Consider the following 21,714-nt stretch of genomic DNA (forward strand, 5'->3'; position numbering starts at 1 on the left):
GTCCCCCTTACCCCTTGATATTGCCGATGGGCACCAGGCGTGCCACCCGCTTGCTCAGGCCTGCCAGTTCGGTCGCTTCCACTACATCGTCGATGTTCTTGTACGCCGCGCCCGCCTCCTCGGCGAGCCCTCCGAAGGAATCGGTGCGCACGTAGATGCCGCGCTGCTCCATGTCGCGCTGCAGCTTGTCGCCGCGGAAGCTCTTCTTCGCCTCGTGCCGGCTCATGGTCCTGCCGCTGCCGTGCGCAGTGGTAAACCATGCGTCCCCTCCGGTCGACATGCCGGCCAACAGGTAGGAGCCGGTCTCCATGCTCCCCCCGATGATCACCGGCTGTCCCGTCTTCTGGTAGCACTCGGGCAGCCCCGGCAGCCCCGGCCCGAAGGCGCGGGTGGAACCCTTGCGGTGCACCAGCAGTTCCTTGCGGCTGCCGTTGACAAGATGTCTTTCCAGCTTGGCGGTGTTGTGGGCCACGTCGTACACCATGCGCAGGCCTAGTTCGTCCGGCGAGGCATGGAACAGGTCGGAGAATACCTCGCGGATCCGGTGCAGGATAACTTGGCGGTTGGCGAAGGCCATGTTGACGGCGCATTTCATGGCGCTGAAATAGGCTTGCCCCTCCGGAGAGTGGAAGGGGGCGCAGGCGAGCTCCCGGTCCACGATCTTGATGCCGTACTTGCGCTCCATGACCGAGAGGAACAGTTTCAGGTAGTCGGTGGCGACCTGGTGCCCGAACCCGCGGCTGCCGCAGTGGAACATGATCACCACCTGGTTCGGGACGGTGGTCAGGCCGAAGGCGTCGGCGAGTTCCCGGTCCATGATGTTGTGCGGCTGCACCACCTGGATCTCGCAGTAATGGTTGCCGCTTCCCAGAGTCCCCAACTGGTTGTAGCCGCGCTCGACCGCCTTCTGGCTGATGTGGGAGGCGTCCGCCCCCGGGAAGCAACCTCCCTCCTCGGTCATGTCCAGGTCTTCCTGGCTGGCAAAGCCGTTTTTGAGGCACCAGCGCGAGCCATGCTGCACCACGGAACGAAAATCGTCACCTTTCATCTTGATGAAGCCGTGGCAGCCGACCCCAGTGGGGATGCGTTCGAAAAGTCGGTCGATTAGTTGGTGCAGTTTGGGCTGGACCTGTTCGGCTGTCAGGTTGGTGAGTACGAGCCGCATGCCGCAGTTGATGTCGAATCCGATGCCGCCGGGAGAGATCACTCCCGAGCCGGGGTCCATGGCGGCCACTCCGCCGATGGGAAAGCCGTACCCCCAGTGGCCGTCGGGCATGCAGTAGGCGTAGCGCTGGATACCGGGGAGCGTGGCCACGTTGCTCACCTGCTCGAATACCCCCGCGTCCATTTGATTGATCAACTTCTCGCTGGCGACGATCCTTGCCGGAACCAGCATCCCTTCCTTGTGGCTCACCGGCAGTTCCCATATTGTTTCGCTGATCCGCTTCAGGGCCGCTGGTACGTTCATAGGACCTCCCTTCGCGACAGGTGGCGATGCACCGGGAGATGTTACCACAACTGGAGTTGCTTCGCGGGAGGGCGCCCAGGTTTTCTAGGAGGTCTAAGGCGGGGGGCAGCAGGGGATTTCTGGGCAAGCGCGTCGACCGATGGCCGCCCCGGGGGGCGGCCGTCGAGCTTCATGGGCTACTCAGGCCGAGATGTGTCGGGAAGGGAAAGGGGTAGGTAGAGCCGCTTCTTCCTTTTTACTCCAGTGCCCGGATCTGTCATAACCGATGATGCAGCCCGTCGACAGCAGGTGGTCCAGGAAGTAGTCGTTGATCACGTCATAGGTGAAGTCGTCGTAGCAGACCAGTACTCCCATTGTTGTGTCCTCCCATACAGCAGTCAGTTTAAGAGATGCAATACCTATCGGAATCTGGTCGCCCGACCTAAAGAAAGATTTGCTTCCGGAGATCCCCTGCTGCCCCGCGCCTTGTACGCGGCTCACGCTGGCTCTGAGAAGTGTGACAAACATCGATTGTGAGCGGCTCAAGTAGTTGACAAGGGTACGGGGTCCCCTGTATGCTCCATGAGTGCTAAAGTGCGCAACAACTACGTTGAAGAGGTACTTAAATGGATAACGATCACAGGGAAGAGATGGAAACCGAAGAGGAGAGCTTTGCCGATCTGTTCGAGCGGAGCCAGAAGGACGCCGGCCGGCTGGAGCCGGGCGCCAAGGTCGAGGCGACCGTATTGCAGATCGCCAAGGACTGGATCTTTCTGGACACCGGCCGTAAAGGCGAAGGGGTCCTCGACATCAAGGAACTCCTTGACGCCGATGGCAACGTGAGCGTCAAGGTCGGTGACAAGGTCACTGCCTGGTTCGTCTCTTCGCGCAACAACGAGATGCGTTTCACCACCAAGCTCGGCGCCGGGGGCAGCCACTCCGCCGGCAACGCACAGCTCGAAGAAGCTTACGCCGCCGGCATCCCGGTCCAGGGCGTGGTCGAAAAGGAAGTGAAGGGTGGCTTCGAGGTGAAGGTCGCCGGTTCCCGCGCCTTCTGCCCGTTCTCCCAGATCGCCCTGAGAAGGGTGGAGGACACCGCTGCCCTGGTGGGCAAGCAGATGTCCTTCAAGGTCACCGAGTATTCCGAGAAAGGTCGCAATATCGTTGTTTCCCACCGGGCCCTGCTCGAGGAGGAAATGCAGCAGCAGAAGGATGCGCTTAAGGAAACCCTCAAGGTGGGTGACCGCGTGAAGGGGACCGTAACGTCGCTGCGCGACTTCGGCGCCTTCGTCTCCATCGGCGCCGTCGAAGGGCTCCTGCCCGTTTCCGAGGTGGCATGGGCCCGCGTGAACCACGTCAGCGAAGTCCTCACCGTCGGCCAGGAAGTAGAGGTGGTGGTGAAGGGTATCGACTGGGAGAAGAACCGCATCTCCTTCTCGCTGAAAGACACCCTGGCCGATCCCTGGGAAGAGGCTGCGAGCGCCTTCCCGGAGGGTTCCTACCAGAACGGCAAGGTGGCAAGGCTTACCCCGTTTGGTGCATTCGTAACCCTGGCCAGCGGCGTCGACGGCCTGATCCATATCTCCAAGCTGGGGGCGGGCAAGCGCATTCAGCATCCGAAGGAGGTTCTCTCCGAAGGGCAGGAGGTCGAGGTGAAAGTCGAGGCGGTGGATCGTGAGGCGAAGAAAATCTCGCTCGCCCTTGCTTCGGTTAGCCGCGCGGCGGAGGAGCAGACTCAGAGCATGGACGCCTACAAGAAGACCGTGGCGGAGGCCCCCAAGGCGATGGGTACCCTGGGCGACCTGCTCAAGGCCAAGCTGAAGGGGTAGCCGTTGGAGGATCTTTTTCCCGACCCCACCCAACTGCTGAGGCTGGCCCGCACCCGGATGCCCTACGGCAAGTACGCCGGGTCCCTGCTGGTGGACCTGCCAGAGCCGTACCTGGTCTGGATGAGGCAGAAGGGTTTCCCCGAAGGAGAACTCGGAGCCATGCTTCAGTGTATGTACGAGGTTAAGGCCAACGGCCTGGAGTACCTGTTCGATCCGCTGCGTCGCGGCTGATCGGCATTTTAAAAACAAAAAGCCCCTCTTGCCGCAAGGCAAGGGGGGCTTTTCTTTGCGCGCCCGGCAAGGTCAGCGGCTCCACTCCACCCGTACCATGCGCTGCTCGTGGCTCCACTTGTAGTGCAGTTCGCCGCGCTGCGACTTGTACAGCTCGCGTCCGATCTTCTGTGCCAGCTTGTCCTCTGTAGTGGTGACGACGATGCCGCCATCCTCTTCCCTGATTTCCATGATGCGTCCCAAGGGGTTTTTCTCCCGGTGCTTGGTCTCCTGCTGTCTCACTGTGTTCAGGATCTCCTCCCTGTGTTGGGATAGGTACGGTCCCGAGAGGGTGACAACGCCGGCGGGGTCTTCGCCCACGATGCGCTGACAGGCCGGGCAGAGGATTTCGCCGCTGGGGGAGGCGGAGGACGCGTCTTGAATCTGCCAGCGCTTGTTGCGGTAGACGATGCCGCACCCTTTGCAGACGGTTCCCTCTGGCAGCCCGCGTTTGGGCAGGTATGGTTCGAGGCTGCGGATGGTCCTTTGTCCTTTCTCTTCCATGGTTATTCTGGATCCGCGTGGCATGGCTACCTCCATTGTTTTGGGCTAACAAAATTAGCACCGGCTAAGTATAGCACTCGCGCCCAGCAGGGGAAGCCGTACGGGAATGAAAGCGACCGCAGAGGGGAGGGGAACGGGAAGGAGCCCGAAACGAAAAAAGACCCGATGCTTTTGCATCAGGCCTTTCCTGGAAAAATGTAACTGGCGCTTAAATCTTGAGATCCTTTACCCCTATCCGCCGGTGGAAGCTTTTTCCTCGCGGCGTAATGACATGCTCCGGCGGGACCATGTCACCCGTGTCGCGCGGGTTCTTCCCCTTTTTGAAGCGGTTTGCACGCGCATGACGGATGAGATTATTATAGGCCAATCGGCTTGATCTCCTTAAGCGCCAGCTACTAGCTCCAGAGTGCCGTACAGGTTTATGTGGGACCACGCTCTTTTGTAAAGCATCTCCCCGGAAAACGCTTCAGGCTTTTCCTCTACATTCAGGGAATGGCACACCACGTCTGAAACCTGGGAAATTTTAAGTGTGGAATAATCAGGGTACCCCACGCCACCTCTACCTGTACCCCAGAGCTGTTTTCAAAGACCAACTCTTTGCTACGATTTAAGTGTACGCCTGGCAGTAATAAGAGTCAACAGGTTGATTGATCGAGACTTTTGGTAGTATCGTTGGTGCGATTTAATCGGTAGGGCGGGGCGCTGCTACTGTGCTGACAGTTTTAAAGCCGGATCATCGCGCTCCGGCCGGAACGCTTGTAGCAGTGGAGGGGCGTGGTAGCATTGAGGTTTTTGAACTTTGCGGAGGGAACCATGTCCAGCAACGCGAAAAGGGAACTAGCTGCGCGGAAGGAGCGAATGCTGAGCCAGCACCTGGCGGGGCGGGGCGTCGTGGACCAGGCGGTGCTGAAGGCGATGCGCGAGGTGCCGCGCGAAGCCTTCCTCCCGCCGGGGATGGAATATCTTGCCTACGACGATGGTCCGTTGCCGATCCAGGAAGGGCAGACCATTTCCCAGCCCTACATCGTCGCCTACATGGTCGAGGCGCTGGAACTGCAAGGGGGCGAGAGGGTCCTGGAGATCGGCACCGGCTCCGGCTACGCGGCAGCCGTCTTGAGCCTCTGCGCGGCGCAGGTTTTCACCGTGGAGCGGATCCCTTCCTTGTCACACCTGGCCGCGGAGCGACTGCGCGAACTCGGCTACGGCAACGTGACGGTGCATCTTGGCGACGGCACGCTGGGGTGGCAGGAACACGCCCCTTACGATGCCATCGTGGTCACGGCCGGGGCGCCGGAGGTACCGGAAGAACTCGAGCGGCAACTGGCGCCGGGGGGACGGCTGGTGATCCCGGTGGGGCCGACGCCGCATCTGCAGGACCTGGTGCGGGTGCGCCGGGACCGTAGCGGGAGCCTGCACCGGGAAACCCTCTGCGCGGTCCGGTTCGTGCCGCTGATCGGCGCGCAGGGGTGGGAGTACTAGGAAAGCGCCAGTGCCTCGGCGGCCGGGACGTCGTTCAGCGTCTTCAGGAACGCCTCTTCGCCCACCGCGCCGCAGCGGGTGGCGAGCCGCACTAATTGTTCCGGCAAGGGCGCCGGGATATCGATCTCTTCACTGGTGGCGGGGTGCACCAGCGTGGTCCGGAAGGAGTGCAGCGCGTGGCCGGTGAAGCCGGAAAGCTTCCTGCCGCCGTAGCGCTTATCGCCCAGGATCGGGTGCCCGATCAACCTGAAGTGCTGCCTGATCTGGTGCATGCGCCCAGTGAGCGGGTACACCGCGAGCAGCGCTACACCGCCCCCCTGGAAGAGCCTCACGTAACTGGTCTGGGATTCCTTGCCGTCCAACGCCGCATCGATGGTCCCCTGCTTCTGCAGTTTCCCCTCCACCATGGCGAGGTACAGCTTGCCGAGCCCTTCTTCCTGCACCATCTTGCCGAACATCCCCGCAGCGACCGCGCTCTTGGCCAGGATGATGGCGCCGGAGGTCCCCTTGTCGAGCCGGTTCACCGGGCGCAGCCTGCCGACGCCGTCGCGTTTTTTCAAAAGCGTCTCGGCCAGGTCGACCAGGGTGATCTCTTCCGGGTCCTCGGTGCGGTGCACCGCGAGGCCGGCCGGCTTGTTGAAGCAGATAATCCAACTGTCCTCGAACAGGATGTCGAGTTCCGGGGTGAGCCGGGCGAGGAACGCTGCCGTCTTGCTGCTTTCCTTGAGGGTGACCTGGTCGGCGTAGTGTAGCATGTCGCCGGGTTCGGCGGGAGCGCCGTTCACCTTTAGGTGTCCCGAGTTGATCAGCTTTTTGATGTAGGAGAACTGCGCGGTGGGAAGGAGGTTGCGCATGAAACTGTCCACGCGCCGCAGGTGGTCTTCAGCCGTTATCTGGTAAGTTAACATGGGTCGGAGTATACCTTCATGAGGAAGAAGGCGCAAGGGAATCCAGCCGGGAAGTGAGAGCTTGGGATAGCTGCGCTGGTCCTCCTCCCGTCAAGGGAGGAGAGGGGTAAGGAGCGAACACAAAGGGCGCACCCTGGTGAGGGTGCGCCCTTTGTTACAGCAAGCGGACGTGGTCCGTTATTTTTTCACGTTGTAGAAGACTTCGGCCCCTCTGAACAGGGCGACTTCATCCAGCTCGTCCTCGATCCTCAAGAGCTGGTTGTACTTGGCGACGCGGTCGGTGCGGCAGAGCGAACCGGTCTTGATCTGGCCCGCGTTGACGGCAACGGCGAGGTCGGCCAGGGTGACGTCCTCGGTCTCGCCGGAACGGTGCGAGATGACGCAGGTGTAACCGGCGCGCTTGGCCATCTCGATGGCGTCGAGGGTTTCGGTCAGGGTGCCGATCTGGTTCAGCTTGATCAGGATGGAGTTGGCGATCCCTTTCTTGATCCCTTCCTTGAGGATGGAGGGGTTGGTCACGAAGAGGTCGTCACCCACGATCTGGATGCGCTTGCCCAGGCGGTCGGTGAGCTTCTTCCAGCCGTCCCAGTCGTTCTCGGCCATGCCGTCCTCGATGGAGATGATCGGGTACTTGTTGACCAGGTTCTCGTAGAAGTCGACCATCTGGTCGGCGGTCTTCTTGGACTCGGCCTCGTTCTCCAGGGTGTAGACCCCGTTCTCGAACAGTTCGGAGGATGCCACGTCGAGTGCGAGGAGCACTTCCTCACCCGGCTTGTAGCCCGCCTTCACGATGGCCTCCATGATCACCTCGAGGGCCTCCTCGTTGGATTTGAGGTTCGGCGCGAAGCCACCCTCGTCACCGACGGCGGTGTTGTACCCCTTGGACTTCAGCACCGACTTCAGCGCGTGGAAGATCTCGGCGCCCATCCTGAGGGCCTCCTTGAAGGTCTTGGCGCCGGCGGGCATGATCATGAATTCCTGGATGTCGACGTTGTTGTCGGCGTGGGCGCCGCCGTTGATGATGTTCATCATGGGCAGCGGCAGTTCTTTGGCGTTGGAGCCGCCGATGTACTGGTACAGCGGCAGGCCTACCTCGTCGGCCGCGGCCTTGGCCACTGCGAGGGAAACGCCGAGAATGGCGTTGGCGCCCAGGCGGCTCTTGAACTCGGTGCCGTCGAGCTCCAGCATCTTCTTGTCGATGCCGACCTGGTCGGTGGCGTCCATGCCGGTAATCTCGTCAGCGATGATGTCGTTGACGTTGGAGACGGCTTTCTCCACGCCCTTGCCGAGGTAGCGCCCCTTGTCGCCGTCACGCAGTTCCAGCGCTTCGCGCTCGCCGGTGGAGGCGCCGGAGGGAACCGCGGCTCTGCCCATAGCACCGGAATCCAGGAACACTTCGACCTCAAGTGTCGGATTCCCCCTGGAATCAAGTATTTCCCTGGCGTAAACGTCGGTTATCTGGCTCATCTCTACCCCCCCTGGAATGTAATTTAATTGTGAACGGGCTGCGCCGCCCGTCCTAATGGAGCCTCCGTTATATAACATATCTGCCCTCAAAGGGAAGCAGCTTTTGTAAAATTTTGCTAACATGGCGAAGCCACAGCGGTTCCCAAGGCATTTGGTTTAGATTGACAGTACTGAAATAAACGGGATATATTGTCCCCTTGCTGCTATTCTCGCAGTCTCTGTCCTTATGACACGGGAACCATTGAAGATAATGCCCACCGAAAGCGGCGACAAACAGACAATTCAGAAGAGTTCGCTGATCCGGCTCTGCGACAGCTGGCTGGAAGCGGTTGCCCAGGGTCTCACCTGCGACAGGAATGAGAAGCGCAGCCGCTTCATCATGCTCTTCCTCACCGCCTTATTCCTCACCCTGTTCATCATTCCCAGCCCGCAGTTCCTCTCGGTGCACTACCGCGAGGGGGATATCGCCACCTCCGACATCCGCGCCACCCAGGACTATCTGATCGAGGACCTGCTGCTGACCGAGAAGAAGAGGTCGGAGGCTGAGGGCGCCGCGCCGTTTGTCTATTCCCTCGCCGTCAACGGCAACATCGAGCTGGTGCGCCGCTTCGAGGACGCGCTCGATCTCATGGACGACGCCACCCTGCATGGCGACGCCAGGCGCAAGGCGGCGGTCGGGGTGCTCGGGGTGGATATCTCCGAGCCGGAGTTCGCGGCGCTCTCCCGCGTCAAGCAGCAGCGGGCTTTCCTTTCCGACCTGGCGCGGCAGTTGGCACCGCTGTACCGGCAGCGCATCGTCGCCGACCGCGGCCACTTTGCCGCCGATCTCCGTCACGGCATCGTGGTGGTCGACGAAGCGACCAGGCAGGACGTCGCCGGAGGTGACTACAGCGCGAGCATTGACCTCCCCGCCGCCCGCCGTGTCTTCTCCCGGGCCGCCCTGACCCAGGGGGCGGCGCCCCACGACCTGGAGCTCCTCAAAGGCGTGGCGCTGCGCATGATCGCCCCCAATCTCTCCTTTGACCGCAACGGCACCGACGCCAAGAAGAGCGAAGCGCGCGCCGCGGTGCGCCCGGTGCTCTTCAAGATGAAGCGCGGCGAGATGATCGTCCGGGTCGGGGAGCGGGTGACCTCCGAGCAGGCGATGAAGCTGGAGAAGATCTTCAAAAGCAGGAACAGTACCCCCATCCTCACCGGACTGGGGATCTTCGGCCTCATCCTGGTGCTCTGCTACGCCCCGTACCGCTTCGGCCGCAAGAACATCAGGAAGTTCAACCCGAGCAACAAGGACATCCTGCTGCTGTCGCTTCTGACCGTGGGCAACTTCGCCGTCCTCAAGCTGGTGTCAGCGGTTTCCACCGCCCTCGGGGGGCTCTTCCCCTCCATCGACACGGCGAGCTATTTCTATCTCTTCCCTTTTGCGGCCTCCGCCATCATCGTCAGGATCATCCTCAACTCCGAGGTCGCCCTGGTCTACTGCGCCATCACCGCGCCGCTCACCGGGATCATGCTGAACAACTCGCTCCAGGTGGTTGTCTACGCTCTCCTGGGCGGCATCGTCGGCGCCCACGGCGTGCGCCAGTGCAAGGAGCGGGGCACGATCTACAGCGCCGGCTTCAAGGTGAGCGCGGTGAACATGGCGCTGGCGGTCTGCTTCCACGTCTACAACGACACGCCGCTCTCCCTGCAGGCGCTGTACTGCATCATCTTCGCCCTGCTGGGCGGTCTGATCAACGCCGTCTATGTCTCCGGCACCATTCCGCTCATCGAGGCGCTGTTCCAGTACACCACCGACGTGAAGCTCCTGGAGCTCGCCAATCTCAACTCGCCGCTTTTGCGCGAGCTGATGATCCGGGCGCCGGGCACCTACCACCACAGCGTGCTGGTGGGGAACATGGTCGAGGCGGGCGCCGAGGCGATCAGCGCCAATCCCCTTCTGGCCCGCGTCGCCGCCTACTACCACGACGTCGGCAAGCTCAAGAAGCCGCAGTACTTCATCGAGAACATCCGCGACGGCGAGAACCGCCACGACAAGCTCTCCCCCAGCATGAGCGCCCTCATCCTCATCTCGCACATGAAGGACGGGGTCGAGCTCGCCAAGGAGCACCGCATCGGGCAGCCGATCATCGAGATCATCCGGCAGTCCCACGGCACCTCGCTGATCAATTACTTTTACCTGAAGGCGAAGGGGCTGGAGACGCCCGGCTCACCTCCCGTGGAGGAACGCGATTTCCGCTACCCCGGTCCCAAGCCGCAGACCAGGGAGGCGGGGCTCGTGCTTCTGGCCGACTGCGTGGAGGCCGCCTCGCGCACCCTCACCGACCCGACCCCGGCCCGGATCCAGGGGCTGGTGCAGAAGATCATCAACAACATCTTCATCGACGGGCAGTTGGACGAGTGCGAGCTGACCCTGAAGAACCTGCACGAGATAGCCAAGAGCTTCAACCAGATACTCGCGGGGATCTATCACCAGCGCATCGATTACCCCGAGCCTGCCTACAAGGAGAAGACGATTGCCAAGAAGCCAGAGGATTTCGATAGCGAACCGCCAAAGGCGGATGCCGGTCGCGAAGACGCAGCTGCGAAAGGTGGCGCAGAGGATCTTAGACGCCTTGGGATGTCCTGAGGCGGAACTTTCCGTCAGCATCGTGGGGGACCGGTCCATCCGGGTCCTGAACCGGGAATACCTGGGGCGGGACAAGGCCACCAACGTGATCTCCTTCGCCATGCAGGAGGGCGAGTTCGGCGCCATCAACCCCGAGGTCCTGGGCGACGTGGTCATCTCCGTCGACACCGCGGCACGCGAGGCCGAGGAGTCCGGGCAGACCTTCCTGGAGCGCCTCTACTTCCTGCTTTTGCACGGCATCCTGCACATCACCGGCTACGACCATGAAAGAAGCGGGGAGGCCGAGGCCGCCCGCATGGAGGCCAAGGAGCGGGAGATCTTTTCCCTGCTGGTCGAGGAAGGGCTTGTCTAGCCGGGGCAGGGGCTTGCCGGCCGCTGCCTTGGCGAACCCCGGCCTGCCGGCCGAAGCCTCAGCGAAGGCCGGAGGCTCGATATGAAGCCCACCCGCTTCATTGACTCCGTCAACTGCGCCATAGAGGGGATCCTCCACACCACGCGCACGCAGAAGCACATGCGCTACCACTTCCTCGCGGCGGTGGCCGTGCTGTTCGCGGCGCTCTTGTTGCGGGTCTCCTCGGTCGAGTTCATGCTGCTGGCCCTGGCCATCAGCTTCGTCCTCTTCGCGGAGCTCCTCAACACCGCCATCGAGGTGGTGGTGGACATGATCTCCCCGGAGTTCCACCCCATGGCCAAGCTCGCCAAGGACGTGGCGGCGGGAGCCGTGCTGGTGGCCGCCTTCGGCACCGCCATCATGGGCTACCTGGTGCTCTCTAAGTACGTGCTTCCCTGGCAGCGGCTTGGCCTTGAGATGGTGGGGAGCGAGTCGGAACTGGGCATGCTGGTCTCGGCGGTCCTGGTGCTGATCGTGGTGGTGATCCTCAAGGCGCGCAGCGGGACCGGTAAGCCCCTCGAAGGGGGCGGCGTCAGCGGCCATTCGGCGGTCGCCTTCTCCATCGCCACCTCGGTATCGCTGCACACCCAGGACCCGCTCATCGCACTTTTCTGCTTCATCCTGGCCGCGATGGTGAGCCACTCGCGCCTCCTGCTCAGGATCCACCGTCCCCGCGAGGTTGTGCTGGGGGCGGGCGTCGGACTGGGGATCACCCTGGCAGTGCACCTGCTGTTCCGTGCCTTCTGGCGGTGCGGACTATGACGGATAATGCTTCAACATTAAGGAGACACATCCTTGGAAGAGGGTAACGGACGCAAGGGCCAGGGAATCATGGAATCCTTGACCCGGCTCTTATACGGCAAAAAGAAGGTAACCGGGGCGGAGATCCAGGAGATCATGGACGCCGGGGAGGAAGAAGGGCTCATCAACCAGGAGGAGAACGCGATGATCCGTTCCATCCTGACCCTGGGTGATTCCATGGTGCGCGAGATCATGCTGCCGCGTATGGAGATGGCCTGCGTTTCTATCGAACTCGAGGTGCGCGAGGTGCTGAAGTCGATCATCGCCTCCGGCCACTCCCGGCTTCCGGTCTACGAAGGGACCATCGACAACATCATCGGCCTCATCTACGCCAAGGACCTGCTCCGGTACTGGGGCGAGCCTGATGACGCCATCGAACTCAGAAAGCTGATCCGCCCCCCCTTTTTCATCCCGGAGACCAAGAACCTGGAGGAGCTGCTGCACGACTTCAAGAAGCGGCGCGTGCACATGGCGGTGGTTATCGACGAGTACGGCGGCACCGCCGGCCTGGTCACCATCGAGGACCTGCTCGAAGAAATCGTGGGGGACATCCAGGACGAGTATGACCTGGAGACCGAGCGCCTCTCGGTGCAGGGGGACGGCTCCATCGTCGCTGACGGCCGGCTTCCCATCGAGGAGCTGGAGGAGCACTTCGACGTCGGGATCGAGAAGGAAAACTTCGAGACGGTGGGGGGGCTCCTGTTTCACCTGACCGGGCGCATTCCCGCGGCCGGCGACGTGATCGAGAACGACTCGCTGGTGCTCACCGTGCTCGAGGCGGACGAGAGACGGATCGCCAAGGTGCACATCGCGAAGAAGCAGGAGCCGGTTGGGGAGTCTGAGGAGTCGTGACCGCGAGGACGGCCATCGCAGGCGAGGCAACCGCCGGACGTTACCTGCTGGCGCTGCTCTCGGGCGTGTTGCTGGCACTTTCCTTCCCGCTGCCCGGTGTGTCGGCGTTGGCGTGGGTCGCCTTCGCGCCGCTTTTACTGGCTGCCGACCGCGTTTCGCCGAGGCTCGCGTTCCGGCTAGGCTTCACGGCCGGCTGCGTCGCCTACGCCGGCATCCTTTACTGGCTGAACGTGGTGATGATGAACTACGGGAAGCTGCACTGGACGGTGAGCGTCACGCTCTACCTCGTCCTGGTCGGCTACCTGGCGCTCTACCCGGGCGCGGTGCTCTGGCTGGTGCGCCGCTGCGAAGCGAGCCGCATTCCGCTTCTGTGCTCCTTTCCGCTTTTGTGGGTGACCGGCGAAGCGATTCGCTCCTACGTCCTGACCGGCTTTCCCTGGGCGAGCCTCGGGTACTCCCAGTATCGCACCCTGCCGCTGATCCAGATCAGCGACCTGACTGGTGTGTACGGGGTGAGCTTCCTGATCGCGCTGGCCAACGTCGTGGTTTACCGGATCTGGGTTTCCATGCGCTACCGCAAGCCCTACCCGGTGCGCGCCCTGCTGCTCCTGGTGCTGCTTATGGCCGCTACCATGGTCTACGGCGTCGCCGCCCTGACCCGCAGCGACAAGGGCGAGGTGCGCAGGGTACTGCTGGTGCAGGGGAACATCCCTCAGGACCGGAAGTGGGACCCGGCCTTTCAGGATGCGACGCTGAAGACCTACGAGCGGCTCACCCGGGAGGGGAACCCGGAACCGGGCACCCTGGTGGTCTGGCCCGAGAGCGCCCTGCCGTTTTTCCTGCAGCAGGAGCCGGCCTTTGCCGCCCGGGTCAGCGCCCTGGCCGTCGAACTGAAGAGCCCGCTCGTGGTGGGAAGCCCGGCCTACGAACTGCGGGAGGGGAGGGCACGCTACCTGAACAGTGCCTTCCTCATCTCCGAGCAGGGGGGCATCGCCGGGAGAAGCGACAAGCTGCACCTGGTCCCCTTCGGCGAGTACGTGCCGCTGGCGCCGCTGCTCCCCTTCGTGAACAAACTGGTGACCGGCATCGGCGACTTCTCCCCCGGTAAGCAGGCCGTGGTGCTGCCGTCCTCCGTGGGGAAGCTGGGCGTGCTGGTCTGCTTCGAGGGGATCTTTCCCGAAGTGGCCAACGCCTATGTCGAAAAGGGTGCCCAGGTGCTGGTGAACATCACCAACGACGCCTGGTTCGGGCGCAGTTCCGCCCCCTACCAGCACCTCTCCATGACCGTGTTCCGGGCCGTGGAGAACCGGGTTCCCCTGGTGCGCGCCGCCAACACCGGGATCTCCTCGGTGATCGACAGCAAGGGGCACATCCGGGGCATGACCCAGCTCTTCCAGGAGGCGACCTTGAGCGGCGAGGTGAGGCCCGGCACCGGGCGGACCTTCTACAACCGTTTCGGCGACCTCTTTGCCCTGATCTGCCTGGCCGGCAGCATCGGCATGGGCATCGCCTGTTATCGCGGGCGCCGCTACTGATTTTTTGCCACCATCAATGATCGCCATACAGGCGATGCGACCATAAAGGAGTTTCCAGATGTTCAGAGAAGAAATTGCCAAAATCGAAGACCTTGCCGAGCGAATCCACAAACTCCGGGGGTCTCTTTGACGTAGATGACAAACGGGAGCGGATGCATGAGCTCGAGGAGCTGACCTCCCGCGCCGATTTCTGGAATGACGCTGACAAGGCGCAGAAGGTGCTCAAGGACCGGATGGCGATGGAGAAGGACGTCACCACCTGGGAAAGCCTCGACCGCCAGGCCCGCGACATCCAGGAACTGATCGAGCTGGGGAGCGAGGAGCAGGACGAGGCGACCCTGGCCGAGGTTCACGCCATGAACGAGCAGTTGGAGAGCGGGGTGAGCCAGGCGGAGTTTCGCAGGATGCTCTCCGGTCCCCACGACGCCTCCGGCGCGTTCGTCTCCGTCAACTCCGGGGCCGGCGGCACCGAGTCGCAAGACTGGGCCGAGATGCTCTTGCGCATGTACCTGCGCTACTGCGAGAAGAAGGGGTGGAAGACCGAGATCACCGACTACCAGGAAGGTGACGGCGCCGGCATCAAGGGGGTGACCTTCGCGGTCACCGGCGAGTTCGCCTACGGCTACCTGAAGGCGGAGGCGGGCATCCACCGGTTGGTGCGCATCTCACCCTTTGACAGCAGCGCACGGCGCCACACCTCGTTCGCCTCCGTGTTCATCTTCCCGGTGATCGAGGAAGAGGACATCGAGATCAAGATTCCGGAGAGCGACCTGAGGATCGACACCTACCGTTCCTCGGGCGCCGGCGGCCAGCACGTCAACACCACCGACTCGGCCATCAGGATCACCCATCTCCCCACCGGCACCGTGGTGGCCTGCCAGAGCGAGCGCAGCCAGCACATGAACAAGGCGACCGCCATGAAGGTGCTCCGCTCCAAGCTCTACGAAATGGAGATCAGGGAGCGCGAGGCCAAGGCGGCCGACATCGCGGGCGAGAAAAAGGAAATCGGCTGGGGGAGCCAGATCCGCTCCTACGTGCTGCACCCCTACAAGATGGTCAAGGACCTGCGTACCGGTGTGGAGAGCGGCAACCCGGACAACGTCCTGGACGGCGCCCTCGACGATTTCGTGGTCCCGTACCTGATGGGCGTGCGCCGGGAGACCAAGGATATTTAGGGGCATTCAGGCGAAAGTCTCTTTCCCCCTCCCAGCCCTCCCCCTCCGGGGGCGGGTGTAACACAAGGAACAATAATGCTTAAGACGGCAAGACTGTTGATCATATATCTTCTCCTCCTGGCACCTGCGGCCACCGGCTGCGCCGCGCAGCGCGCCGGTCTTTCCAGCGTCGGCTTCGCCATCCAGGTGGGCGCCTTCTCAGACGTGAAAAACGCCGAGCGGCTCACCCGGAAGCTGCAGGAGCAGGGGATAGAAGCCTTCTACTTCAAACGGGAAAACGGCATCTACGCGGTCCGTTTCGGCGACTTCGCCCGGCGCGAAGAGGCACGCAAGGCGGCCCAGAAGCTGGTGAAGGAGCACACCATCGGCTCCTATTTCATCGCGCCGCCGCAACCAGACCGCACCGTGCTGGTGCGGGAGACCGTGATCGAGAAGGCACCGTCCCCGTCCATCACCAAACCGACCAAGCCGGTGCCCCCGGGCAAAAGGAAAGAGGAACCGGTAAAGCGTGACCGCGGCGACATGGGCAATATCGCCGCCCGCACCGCCGAGCGTTTCGTTGGCATCCCGTACCGCTGGGGCGGGGACACCGTCGTCGACGGCATGGACTGCAGCGGTTTCGTGCGCGCGGTCTACAACCTGTGCGGCATCAACATTCCGCGCACCTCCCGCGAGCAGTACCGGGTGGGGGATGCCATCGCGCGCGACGAGCTTAAAGACGGCGACCTGGTATTCTTCGGCGCCTCCAGCGACGAGATCAACCATGTCGGCATCTTCGTGGGCAACGGCCGCTTCGTCCATGCGCCGCGCCGCGGCGATGACATCAAGGTGAGTTCCATGGACGAGTCCTACTTCCAGAAAAAGTTCGTGGGAGCCAAGCGCTATTTTTAATACTTGCGCCTCAAGCACCGATAAGGTCCAGGCCGGGCAAATGTAGAGCAAAGGGGGACAGGCACCTCCGGAGCCAGTCCCCTCCCGAGCCTGGGACGTTAACGCAGAACATAGAACGTAGAACCTGATTACATCGACACAGGAGCAGTTATGGCATTTATCAAGCCGTTCAAGGCGGTACGCCCCAAAAAAGAGCTGGCCGAGAAGGTCGCCGCTCTTCCCTATGACGTGATGAACACGGACGAGGCCATTCAGATGGCCGCCGGCAACGCGGTCAGTTTCCTGCACATCTCCCGCCCCGAGATCGATCTCCCCAGGGAAATCGATGTGCATTCGGACCCGGTGTACGTCAAGGGACGCGACAACCTCGAGAAATTCCTGGCGGAGGGCGTGCTGCTGCAGGACGAGACCGAGCGCTACTACGTGTACCGCCAGAAGATGGGGAACATCACCCAGACCGGCCTCGTGGTCTGCGCCGGCGTGGACGACTACCAGACCGGCACCATCAAGAAGCACGAGCTGACCAGGGCGGACAAGGAGGAGGACCGCGTCAAGCACATCGACGCGCTCAATGCCAACGACGAGCCGGTCTTCTACACCTACCGCAACGACGCGGCCATCACCGCGACCATCGACCAGGTCACCAAGGCGGCGCCTCTTTACGACTTCACCACCGATGACGGCGTCTCCCACGCCCTGTGGGATATCGCCGATCGGAAGTTGGTCGACTCCCTGACCAAGAGCTTCGCCGCCATCCCGACACTCTACGTCGCCGATGGCCATCACCGCAGCGCGGCCGCGAGCCGGGTGCGCGACCTGAGAAGGGACGCCAACCCGAAGCATACCGGCAGCGAGGAGTACAACTACTTCCTCACCGTGATCTTTCCGGACAACGAGATGACCATCATGCCCTACAACAGGGTGGTAAAGGACCTGAACGGCCGCGGCGTCGCCGAGTTCATGGCGCGCGTGGGCGAGCGTTTCGAGGTCACCCCGGTTGCCGGCGCGGTCAACCCGGGGGAACGCCACCAATTCGGCATGTTCATCGGGGGCAAGTGGTACGAGCTCACCCCGCGCGAGGATTCTTTCCCTGAGGACGATCCGGTCGCCTCCATGGATGTTTCCATCCTGCAGGACAACCTGCTCAGCCCGGTCCTCGGCGTGCGCAACCCGCGCACCGACCAGCGCATCCACTTCGTCGGCGGCATCCGCGGCGTCGAGGAGCTGGAGCGGGTGGTGAATTCCGGCGAGTACATGGTCGCCTTCTCGCTGTTCCCGACTTCGATCGAGGAACTGATGGCGCTGGCCGACGAGGACAAGATCATGCCGCCCAAGTCGACCTGGTTCGAGCCCAAGCTCAGAAGTGGCCTCTTCATCCACCTGTTGGATTAACAACTATCGAAACCTGACGGAGGAAAGTTGATGCGCAATGTAGAGAAGTTCCTCGTGCTGCTGCTGCTCATGGCGGCGATAGCCATTCCCGCCTGCTCCCAGAAGGACCCTGCCAAGCAGCCGGCAACCGAGAAGACCGCAGCCAAGGCCGCTGCCGGGGCGGTGACCACCCCCTCCGGCCTTTCCTATACCGACCTCGTGGTGGGTACCGGCCCGTCCCCGACCTCGGGCAAGGGCGTCAAGGTGCACTACACCGGCACCCTGGAAAACGGCACCAAGTTTGACAGCTCGCTCGATCGCGGCCAGCCGTTCATCTTCCGGATCGGCGCCGGCGAAGTGATCCCGGGCTGGGACGAGGGCGTCATGTCCATGAAAGTGGGGGGCAAGAGGAAGCTGGTGGTTCCGCCGCAGCTTGGCTACGGTGCCAACGGTGCCGGCGGGGTGATCCCCCCCAACGCCACCCTCATCTTCGACGTGGAGCTGATCGACGTAGAGAAGTAATCATACCGGCGGCTTGCAAAGGTTCCGGGGCACTGTAAAGTTGTGCTTTGTGTTTTTTTCATCCCCCGGGTCCGTTCGTTGCGAGGTGCCCCATGCGCCTGTTGCCGCTGGCTTTTGTGCTGCTCCCGATCCTGATCTGTCAACAGGCCCAGGCCGGACCGAAGAGCGTCACCCTCTTTATGGATGGTGCGCGGGTGGAGCAGGAACTTCCCGCGGCAGGCGGCTTCCTGGAGCTTCCCCTGCCGGACGGCTTCGCAGCGGGGTCGCTGCGGGTGAAGGCGCCGGGGGGGATCGTGCAGCGGGTTGAGCTGGTCCCGGCCGAGCAGGATCGCCGCCGGTCGGGCGTGCTAGTCCGCCTCCGGGAGCGCCGGGGCGAGTTGCAGGACCGCATGGACGCCTTGAACCGGCGCGAGGAGATCTTCTCCGCCGCCGCCAAGTCGCAAAGCGGCAAGGCACCCAGGAAGACCAAGGCCAATCCCGATCCGGTGGTAACGCTGCAGCAGGGGACCGAGTTCGCCCTGAACCAGATGGAGGCGGTGTACCGCAGCAAGCGCAAGTGTCGGCTGGCACTCGATGCCGTGGAGCGGGAGCTCGCGTCGGCCGCCAAGGGGGTCGCCTCGGCTCGCATCTGGGTCACCGGCAACAAGGCCCGGGTCTCCTACGTCGTGGGCAGCGAGCGCTGGACCCCCAGTTATGACCTCCGTTTCTCGGGGGAGGGGGGCGCCGAGTTGCTGCTGCACGCGAAGCTGCCGCCGCGCGAGAAAGGTGTGCAGTATCAGGTGGTGCGCGGGACGGCGGCAAAACCGGGTGCGGTCGAGGCGGTGCGAGGCGATTTCCCGATCCTTGCCCGCTGCCCGCTCAACATTTCCGCTGCCGTCGGTGCGCAGCCTCCCGAGCGCTTCTCTTTCGCACCGGTCGAGGCGGGACTCCCTCCCGGCGAAGCCGCCTTGTACTGGAAGGGCGAGTATATCGGCAGCGCCCCGTTCGCCGGGGGAGGGAGCACCGGGTTCTCGTTGGGGCAGTAGCGAACATCCTTGCCATTGTATGATTAAGATGTTATAAGGAATCGGCTTTTTTTATGTGATTTGATATTCCCACCAAAAGGAGGAGATATGACTGCAACATCTTCAGATTTCGTCAAAGCGCTGGAAGTAGGGCGTCCCCCCAACGTAGCGAAACTCTTCCCCAATTCAAAAGCATTGCTGGTCAGCGGCAAGGTCATCGACCGCGCCATGAACGCCAAGGGGCACGCCCTGGCGCTGGCCGCCAACGGCCGTAACCACTTCGTCATCCGCGGGGTGCTCGCTGCCGCCCAGAAAGCCAACGCAGCCGTCATCATCGAGATCGCCAAGAGCGAGGGTGGCCAGAAGGCATACTGCCCGGTCAACTACTGGAACATGGCCCGCCAGGTGGACGCCGTCGCCAACGAGCTCGGCATCACCATCCCGGTCGCCATCCACGCCGACCACTACGGTATCAAGGGCGAGGCGGACGTAAAGTCTGCCAAGGTCGAGATCCCGAGCATGTTCGATGCGGGCATCACTTCCATCGCCATCGACGCCTCGCACCTCCCTGATGAGGAGAACCTCCTCGCCAACATCGAATTGAGCAGCGTGATCCCGGCCTGGTCCGGCCTCGAGACCGAGGTGGGCGAGATCAAGGGGAAGGAGGGGCTCTCCACCGTTCCCGAGGCGCTCTTCCTGATCCGTGGCCTTAACGCCCACGGCATCTTCCCGGACTGGATCGCCCTCAACAACGGCACCACCCACGGCATCGAGGCTTCCGACGCCGGCATCCAGGTGGACCTCACCGCTAAAATCCACGAGGCGATCACGCAGTACGGGGTCAACGGCGCCCAGCACGGCACCTCCGGCAACAGCTACGACAGGCTGCGCGAGATCGCCCAGAAAACCCGCACCACCAAGGCCAACGTCGCGACCGCACTGCAGTTCGTCTCCTGGGGCCTCGAAGTCAACGAATACGGCAACGCCAAGCTCGACGAGAACGGCAACTTCATAAAGGTGAAGGGCGAGGGGATGACTGAGGAACTCTGGGCCGAGATGGTCGCCTTCGCCGACTCCAAGGGGTGGAAGAAGGGGGACTACAAAAACCTCAACCTCCCGTTCGAGAACAAGCTGCTGGCCCAGCCCAAGGAAGCGCGCGAGCGCATGAGCAAGAGGGTCGAGGACTTCGCCTACAACCTTATCGCCAACGTCTTCAACTCCGCCGACACCGCCCCGCTTGCCATCGACGCCATCGTCAAGGCCGGCTCCTACGACCTCGGCCCCAAAGGGAAGCGCATCGAGAACCCCGCGGAGTGGACCAAGGAGCAGCTCCCCAAGCAGGCCCAGGGGCTTTCCAAGGATAAGGGACCCGAAGGGAACTTTGAGGACTAGCACCGCATCAAGCTGAGCAACACCGGAGGGGGCCTCGCGCCCCCTTTTGTAGCTGGCTCTGTGAAGGGGGAAGACGATGACGACAGAAAAACGTAACTTTTCACGCGTTGATTTCAGGGTTTCCGCGCTGTTGCAGGCGGAGGGGATGGCTGTCAAGGGTGAGGTGACGGACGTCAGTCTGCATGGTCTCTACATGGAGACGCAGGAACGGATCCTGGTCGGTACGCCGGTCGAGGTGACCATCTACCTTTCCGCGGCTCCCGACCCCGTCGTCATCAACGTGAAGGGGACGGTGGCGCGTCTGGTCGAGGGAGGCATCGGCTGCGCCTTCGACAAGATGGACGTGGAATCCTTCGCCCACCTGCGCAGCATCATCTCCTACCAGGGTGGCGACGAGTCCAAGGTGATGGCCGAGTTCTCCGAGTACGTGGTCAAGAAGATGCACGATGAGTAATGCGGTATCCCTGCCGGACCTGGCGCCGCTGCGCGACTGGTTCAGCTCCTACTGCAACTCCTTCCGCAGCACCGATCTGGAACTGCAGCGCAACTTCGACCTGAAGGAAGAGCACACCCGCAATGTCTGCCGCGACGCCCTGCTCATCGCACACGGCATGGGGGCGCGCTTCGAGATGCTGGCCGAAGTCGCCGCGCTCTGCCACGACCTAGGCCGCTTCCCGCAATTCAGGGACTACCACACCTTCAAGGACAGCGAATCGCTGAACCACGCCCACCTTTCTGCGCAGGTCATGAATCAGCACCACCTGCTCGATTTTCTACCCGCTGAGGAGCGCGGCTGTATCGAGGTCGCCGTGCGCGTCCACAACGCCTTCCTGGTGCCGGAAGGACTTCCCGCGCTGACCGCCGACCTGCTCCGACTGCTGCGGGACGCCGACAAGCTGGACATCTGGCGGGTCTTCATCGAGTACTTCAACGCCCCCGAGGATGAGCGCGCTTCCGGCGCCGGACTTGGCTTCCCCGATCTCCCCGGCTGCTCTGCCGAACCCCTGGCCGCCGTGGCCGCCGGCAGAATGGTCCAACTCGCCACCCTGAAGAGCCTCAACGACTTCAAGCTGCTGCAGGTATCCTGGATCTACGACATCAACTTTCCGGCGACACTGCGGCTGATCCGGCAAAGGTCGGTGCTGGAGCAGTTCCGCACCATGCTCCCCCAGGACCGTGAGGTCCTCGACGTCGTGGCGCAGGTGGAGCGATACCTTGACGCGAAGTTGCGCGACTCTGCGGACTGACCC

The 21,714-nt window shown here is 62.6% G+C and carries 21 protein-coding genes; 16 read left to right on the forward strand and 5 right to left on the reverse strand.

The genetic code is table 11. The annotated features are described in order from the left end of the window. Positions 1-7 precede the first annotated feature (7 nt). Positions 8-1,468, reverse strand: a complete 1,461-nt coding sequence (locus JFN90_RS21120; protein WP_199397108.1) for an RtcB family protein — start codon at positions 1,466-1,468, stop codon at positions 8-10. 180 nt (positions 1,469-1,648) lie between these two features. Further along, on the reverse strand, positions 1,649-1,822 hold the full coding sequence (locus JFN90_RS21125) for a GSU3473 family protein (RefSeq protein ID WP_199397109.1): 174 nt from the start codon (positions 1,820-1,822) through the stop codon (positions 1,649-1,651). A 251-nt stretch (positions 1,823-2,073) separates the two neighbouring features. Between JFN90_RS21125 and rpsA the strand changes: the two genes are divergently transcribed. Together rpsA and JFN90_RS21135 are read left to right on the forward strand one after the other, a co-directional pair. Continuing rightward, positions 2,074-3,276: a 30S ribosomal protein S1 gene (rpsA, locus tag JFN90_RS21130; RefSeq protein WP_199397110.1), complete on the forward strand. Its 1,203-nt coding sequence runs from the start codon at positions 2,074-2,076 to the stop codon at positions 3,274-3,276. A 3-nt stretch (positions 3,277-3,279) separates the two neighbouring features. Next, entirely contained in the window at positions 3,280-3,507 is a 228-nt protein-coding gene (locus JFN90_RS21135; RefSeq protein ID WP_199397111.1) for a DUF3820 family protein, read from the forward strand. Positions 3,508-3,579: 72 nt separating this feature from the next. Here JFN90_RS21135 and JFN90_RS21140 read toward each other — a convergent pair whose 3' ends face one another. After that, a complete protein-coding gene (locus tag JFN90_RS21140) occupies positions 3,580-4,074 on the reverse strand; it encodes a BCAM0308 family protein (protein WP_199397112.1) in 495 nt (164 codons plus the stop codon). 789 nt (positions 4,075-4,863) lie between these two features. Between JFN90_RS21140 and JFN90_RS21145 the strand changes: the two genes are divergently transcribed. Next, positions 4,864-5,529, forward strand: coding sequence for a protein-L-isoaspartate(D-aspartate) O-methyltransferase (locus JFN90_RS21145; RefSeq protein ID WP_199397113.1), 666 nt, complete (start codon positions 4,864-4,866; stop codon positions 5,527-5,529). Here JFN90_RS21145 and JFN90_RS21150 read toward each other — a convergent pair. Both JFN90_RS21150 and eno read right to left on the reverse strand, forming a co-directional pair. Then, positions 5,526-6,437, reverse strand: a complete 912-nt coding sequence (locus JFN90_RS21150; protein ID WP_199397114.1) for an RluA family pseudouridine synthase — start codon at positions 6,435-6,437, stop codon at positions 5,526-5,528. The two genes, JFN90_RS21145 and JFN90_RS21150, sit on opposite strands and share 4 nt — an antisense overlap. 177 nt (positions 6,438-6,614) lie before the next feature. Further along, positions 6,615-7,904 carry a phosphopyruvate hydratase gene (gene eno / locus JFN90_RS21155; protein ID WP_199397115.1) on the reverse strand — a complete coding sequence of 430 codons (1,290 nt, stop codon included), beginning with the start codon at positions 7,902-7,904 and terminating at the stop codon, positions 6,615-6,617. A gap of 250 nt (positions 7,905-8,154) precedes the next feature. Here eno and JFN90_RS21160 point away from each other — a divergent pair, with 250 nt between their 5' ends. From JFN90_RS21160 to JFN90_RS21220, 13 genes are all read left to right on the forward strand, one after another. After that, positions 8,155-10,530 carry an HD family phosphohydrolase gene (locus JFN90_RS21160; protein ID WP_199397133.1) on the forward strand — a complete coding sequence of 792 codons (2,376 nt, stop codon included), beginning with the start codon at positions 8,155-8,157 and terminating at the stop codon, positions 10,528-10,530. After that, the gene (gene ybeY / locus JFN90_RS21165; RefSeq protein ID WP_199397116.1) at positions 10,463-10,882 is read left to right on the forward strand and encodes an rRNA maturation RNase YbeY; all 420 of its coding nucleotides are present in this window, start codon (positions 10,463-10,465) and stop codon (positions 10,880-10,882) included. Before JFN90_RS21160 ends, ybeY begins: the two co-directional genes overlap by 68 nt. 81 nt (positions 10,883-10,963) lie before the next feature. Beyond that, complete coding sequence (locus tag JFN90_RS21170; RefSeq protein WP_199397117.1) at positions 10,964-11,683, forward strand: diacylglycerol kinase; 720 nt, start codon at positions 10,964-10,966, stop codon at positions 11,681-11,683. 33 nt (positions 11,684-11,716) lie between these two features. Beyond that, positions 11,717-12,574, forward strand: coding sequence for a hemolysin family protein (locus tag JFN90_RS21175; protein ID WP_199397118.1), 858 nt, complete (start codon positions 11,717-11,719; stop codon positions 12,572-12,574). Then, a complete protein-coding gene (lnt, locus tag JFN90_RS21180) occupies positions 12,571-14,109 on the forward strand; it encodes an apolipoprotein N-acyltransferase (RefSeq protein ID WP_199397119.1) in 1,539 nt (512 codons plus the stop codon). The genes JFN90_RS21175 and lnt overlap by 4 nt, the downstream gene beginning before the upstream one ends. Positions 14,110-14,167: 58 nt before the next feature. After that, positions 14,168-15,284, forward strand: a protein-coding gene (prfB, locus tag JFN90_RS21185) for a peptide chain release factor 2 (protein ID WP_199397120.1) whose coding sequence is annotated in 2 segments (ribosomal slippage) — positions 14,168-14,236 and positions 14,238-15,284 — 1,116 coding nt in all. Because the reading frame shifts where the segments join, the coding sequence is not laid out codon by codon here. A 75-nt stretch (positions 15,285-15,359) separates the two neighbouring features. Further along, positions 15,360-16,175: a C40 family peptidase gene (locus JFN90_RS21190; protein WP_199397121.1), complete on the forward strand. Its 816-nt coding sequence runs from the start codon at positions 15,360-15,362 to the stop codon at positions 16,173-16,175. Between the two features lie 150 nt (positions 16,176-16,325). Continuing rightward, positions 16,326-17,567 carry a DUF1015 domain-containing protein gene (locus tag JFN90_RS21195; protein ID WP_199397122.1) on the forward strand — a complete coding sequence of 414 codons (1,242 nt, stop codon included), beginning with the start codon at positions 16,326-16,328 and terminating at the stop codon, positions 17,565-17,567. Positions 17,568-17,597: 30 nt separating this feature from the next. Then, complete coding sequence (locus JFN90_RS21200) at positions 17,598-18,068, forward strand: FKBP-type peptidyl-prolyl cis-trans isomerase (protein WP_199397123.1); 471 nt, start codon at positions 17,598-17,600, stop codon at positions 18,066-18,068. Between the two features lie 92 nt (positions 18,069-18,160). After that, positions 18,161-19,093: a hypothetical protein gene (locus JFN90_RS21205; protein ID WP_199397124.1), complete on the forward strand. Its 933-nt coding sequence runs from the start codon at positions 18,161-18,163 to the stop codon at positions 19,091-19,093. 87 nt (positions 19,094-19,180) lie between these two features. Next, the gene (locus tag JFN90_RS21210) at positions 19,181-20,464 is read left to right on the forward strand and encodes a class II fructose-bisphosphate aldolase (protein ID WP_199397125.1); all 1,284 of its coding nucleotides are present in this window, start codon (positions 19,181-19,183) and stop codon (positions 20,462-20,464) included. 76 nt (positions 20,465-20,540) lie between these two features. Next, positions 20,541-20,918, forward strand: a complete 378-nt coding sequence (locus tag JFN90_RS21215; protein WP_199397126.1) for a PilZ domain-containing protein — start codon at positions 20,541-20,543, stop codon at positions 20,916-20,918. Next, positions 20,911-21,711, forward strand: a complete 801-nt coding sequence (locus JFN90_RS21220) for an HD domain-containing protein (protein ID WP_199397127.1) — start codon at positions 20,911-20,913, stop codon at positions 21,709-21,711. The genes JFN90_RS21215 and JFN90_RS21220 overlap by 8 nt, the downstream gene beginning before the upstream one ends. The last annotated feature ends 3 nt before the right edge of the window (positions 21,712-21,714 follow it).

It is taken from the genome of Geomonas propionica (assembly GCF_016458235.1).
In the GTDB taxonomy this organism is placed as follows: Bacteria; Desulfobacterota; Desulfuromonadia; order Geobacterales; family Geobacteraceae; genus Geomonas; species Geomonas propionica.

Excerpts from the sequence above, each read along its gene's own strand:
- ybeY (WP_199397116.1), top strand. The coding sequence starts at position 10,463 with ATGCCGGTCGCGAAGACGCAGCTGCGAAAGGTGGCGCAGAGGATCTTA.
- JFN90_RS21145 (WP_199397113.1), top strand. The coding sequence starts at position 4,864 with ATGTCCAGCAACGCGAAAAGGGAACTAGCTGCGCGGAAGGAGCGAATG.
- JFN90_RS21140 (WP_199397112.1), bottom strand. The coding sequence starts at position 4,074 with ATGCCACGCGGATCCAGAATAACCATGGAAGAGAAAGGACAAAGGACC.
- JFN90_RS21125 (WP_199397109.1), bottom strand. The coding sequence starts at position 1,822 with ATGGGAGTACTGGTCTGCTACGACGACTTCACCTATGACGTGATCAAC.
- JFN90_RS21195 (WP_199397122.1), top strand. The coding sequence starts at position 16,326 with ATGGCATTTATCAAGCCGTTCAAGGCGGTACGCCCCAAAAAAGAGCTG.
- JFN90_RS21210 (WP_199397125.1), top strand. The coding sequence starts at position 19,181 with ATGACTGCAACATCTTCAGATTTCGTCAAAGCGCTGGAAGTAGGGCGT.
- JFN90_RS21120 (WP_199397108.1), bottom strand. The coding sequence starts at position 1,468 with ATGAACGTACCAGCGGCCCTGAAGCGGATCAGCGAAACAATATGGGAA.
- JFN90_RS21190 (WP_199397121.1), top strand. The coding sequence starts at position 15,360 with ATGCTTAAGACGGCAAGACTGTTGATCATATATCTTCTCCTCCTGGCA.
- eno (WP_199397115.1), bottom strand. The coding sequence starts at position 7,904 with ATGAGCCAGATAACCGACGTTTACGCCAGGGAAATACTTGATTCCAGG.
- JFN90_RS21170 (WP_199397117.1), top strand. The coding sequence starts at position 10,964 with ATGAAGCCCACCCGCTTCATTGACTCCGTCAACTGCGCCATAGAGGGG.
- JFN90_RS21220 (WP_199397127.1), top strand. The coding sequence starts at position 20,911 with ATGAGTAATGCGGTATCCCTGCCGGACCTGGCGCCGCTGCGCGACTGG.
- JFN90_RS21215 (WP_199397126.1), top strand. The coding sequence starts at position 20,541 with ATGACGACAGAAAAACGTAACTTTTCACGCGTTGATTTCAGGGTTTCC.
- JFN90_RS21160 (WP_199397133.1), top strand. The coding sequence starts at position 8,155 with ATGCCCACCGAAAGCGGCGACAAACAGACAATTCAGAAGAGTTCGCTG.
- rpsA (WP_199397110.1), top strand. The coding sequence starts at position 2,074 with ATGGATAACGATCACAGGGAAGAGATGGAAACCGAAGAGGAGAGCTTT.
- JFN90_RS21205 (WP_199397124.1), top strand. The coding sequence starts at position 18,161 with ATGCGCCTGTTGCCGCTGGCTTTTGTGCTGCTCCCGATCCTGATCTGT.
- JFN90_RS21150 (WP_199397114.1), bottom strand. The coding sequence starts at position 6,437 with ATGTTAACTTACCAGATAACGGCTGAAGACCACCTGCGGCGCGTGGAC.
- JFN90_RS21200 (WP_199397123.1), top strand. The coding sequence starts at position 17,598 with ATGCGCAATGTAGAGAAGTTCCTCGTGCTGCTGCTGCTCATGGCGGCG.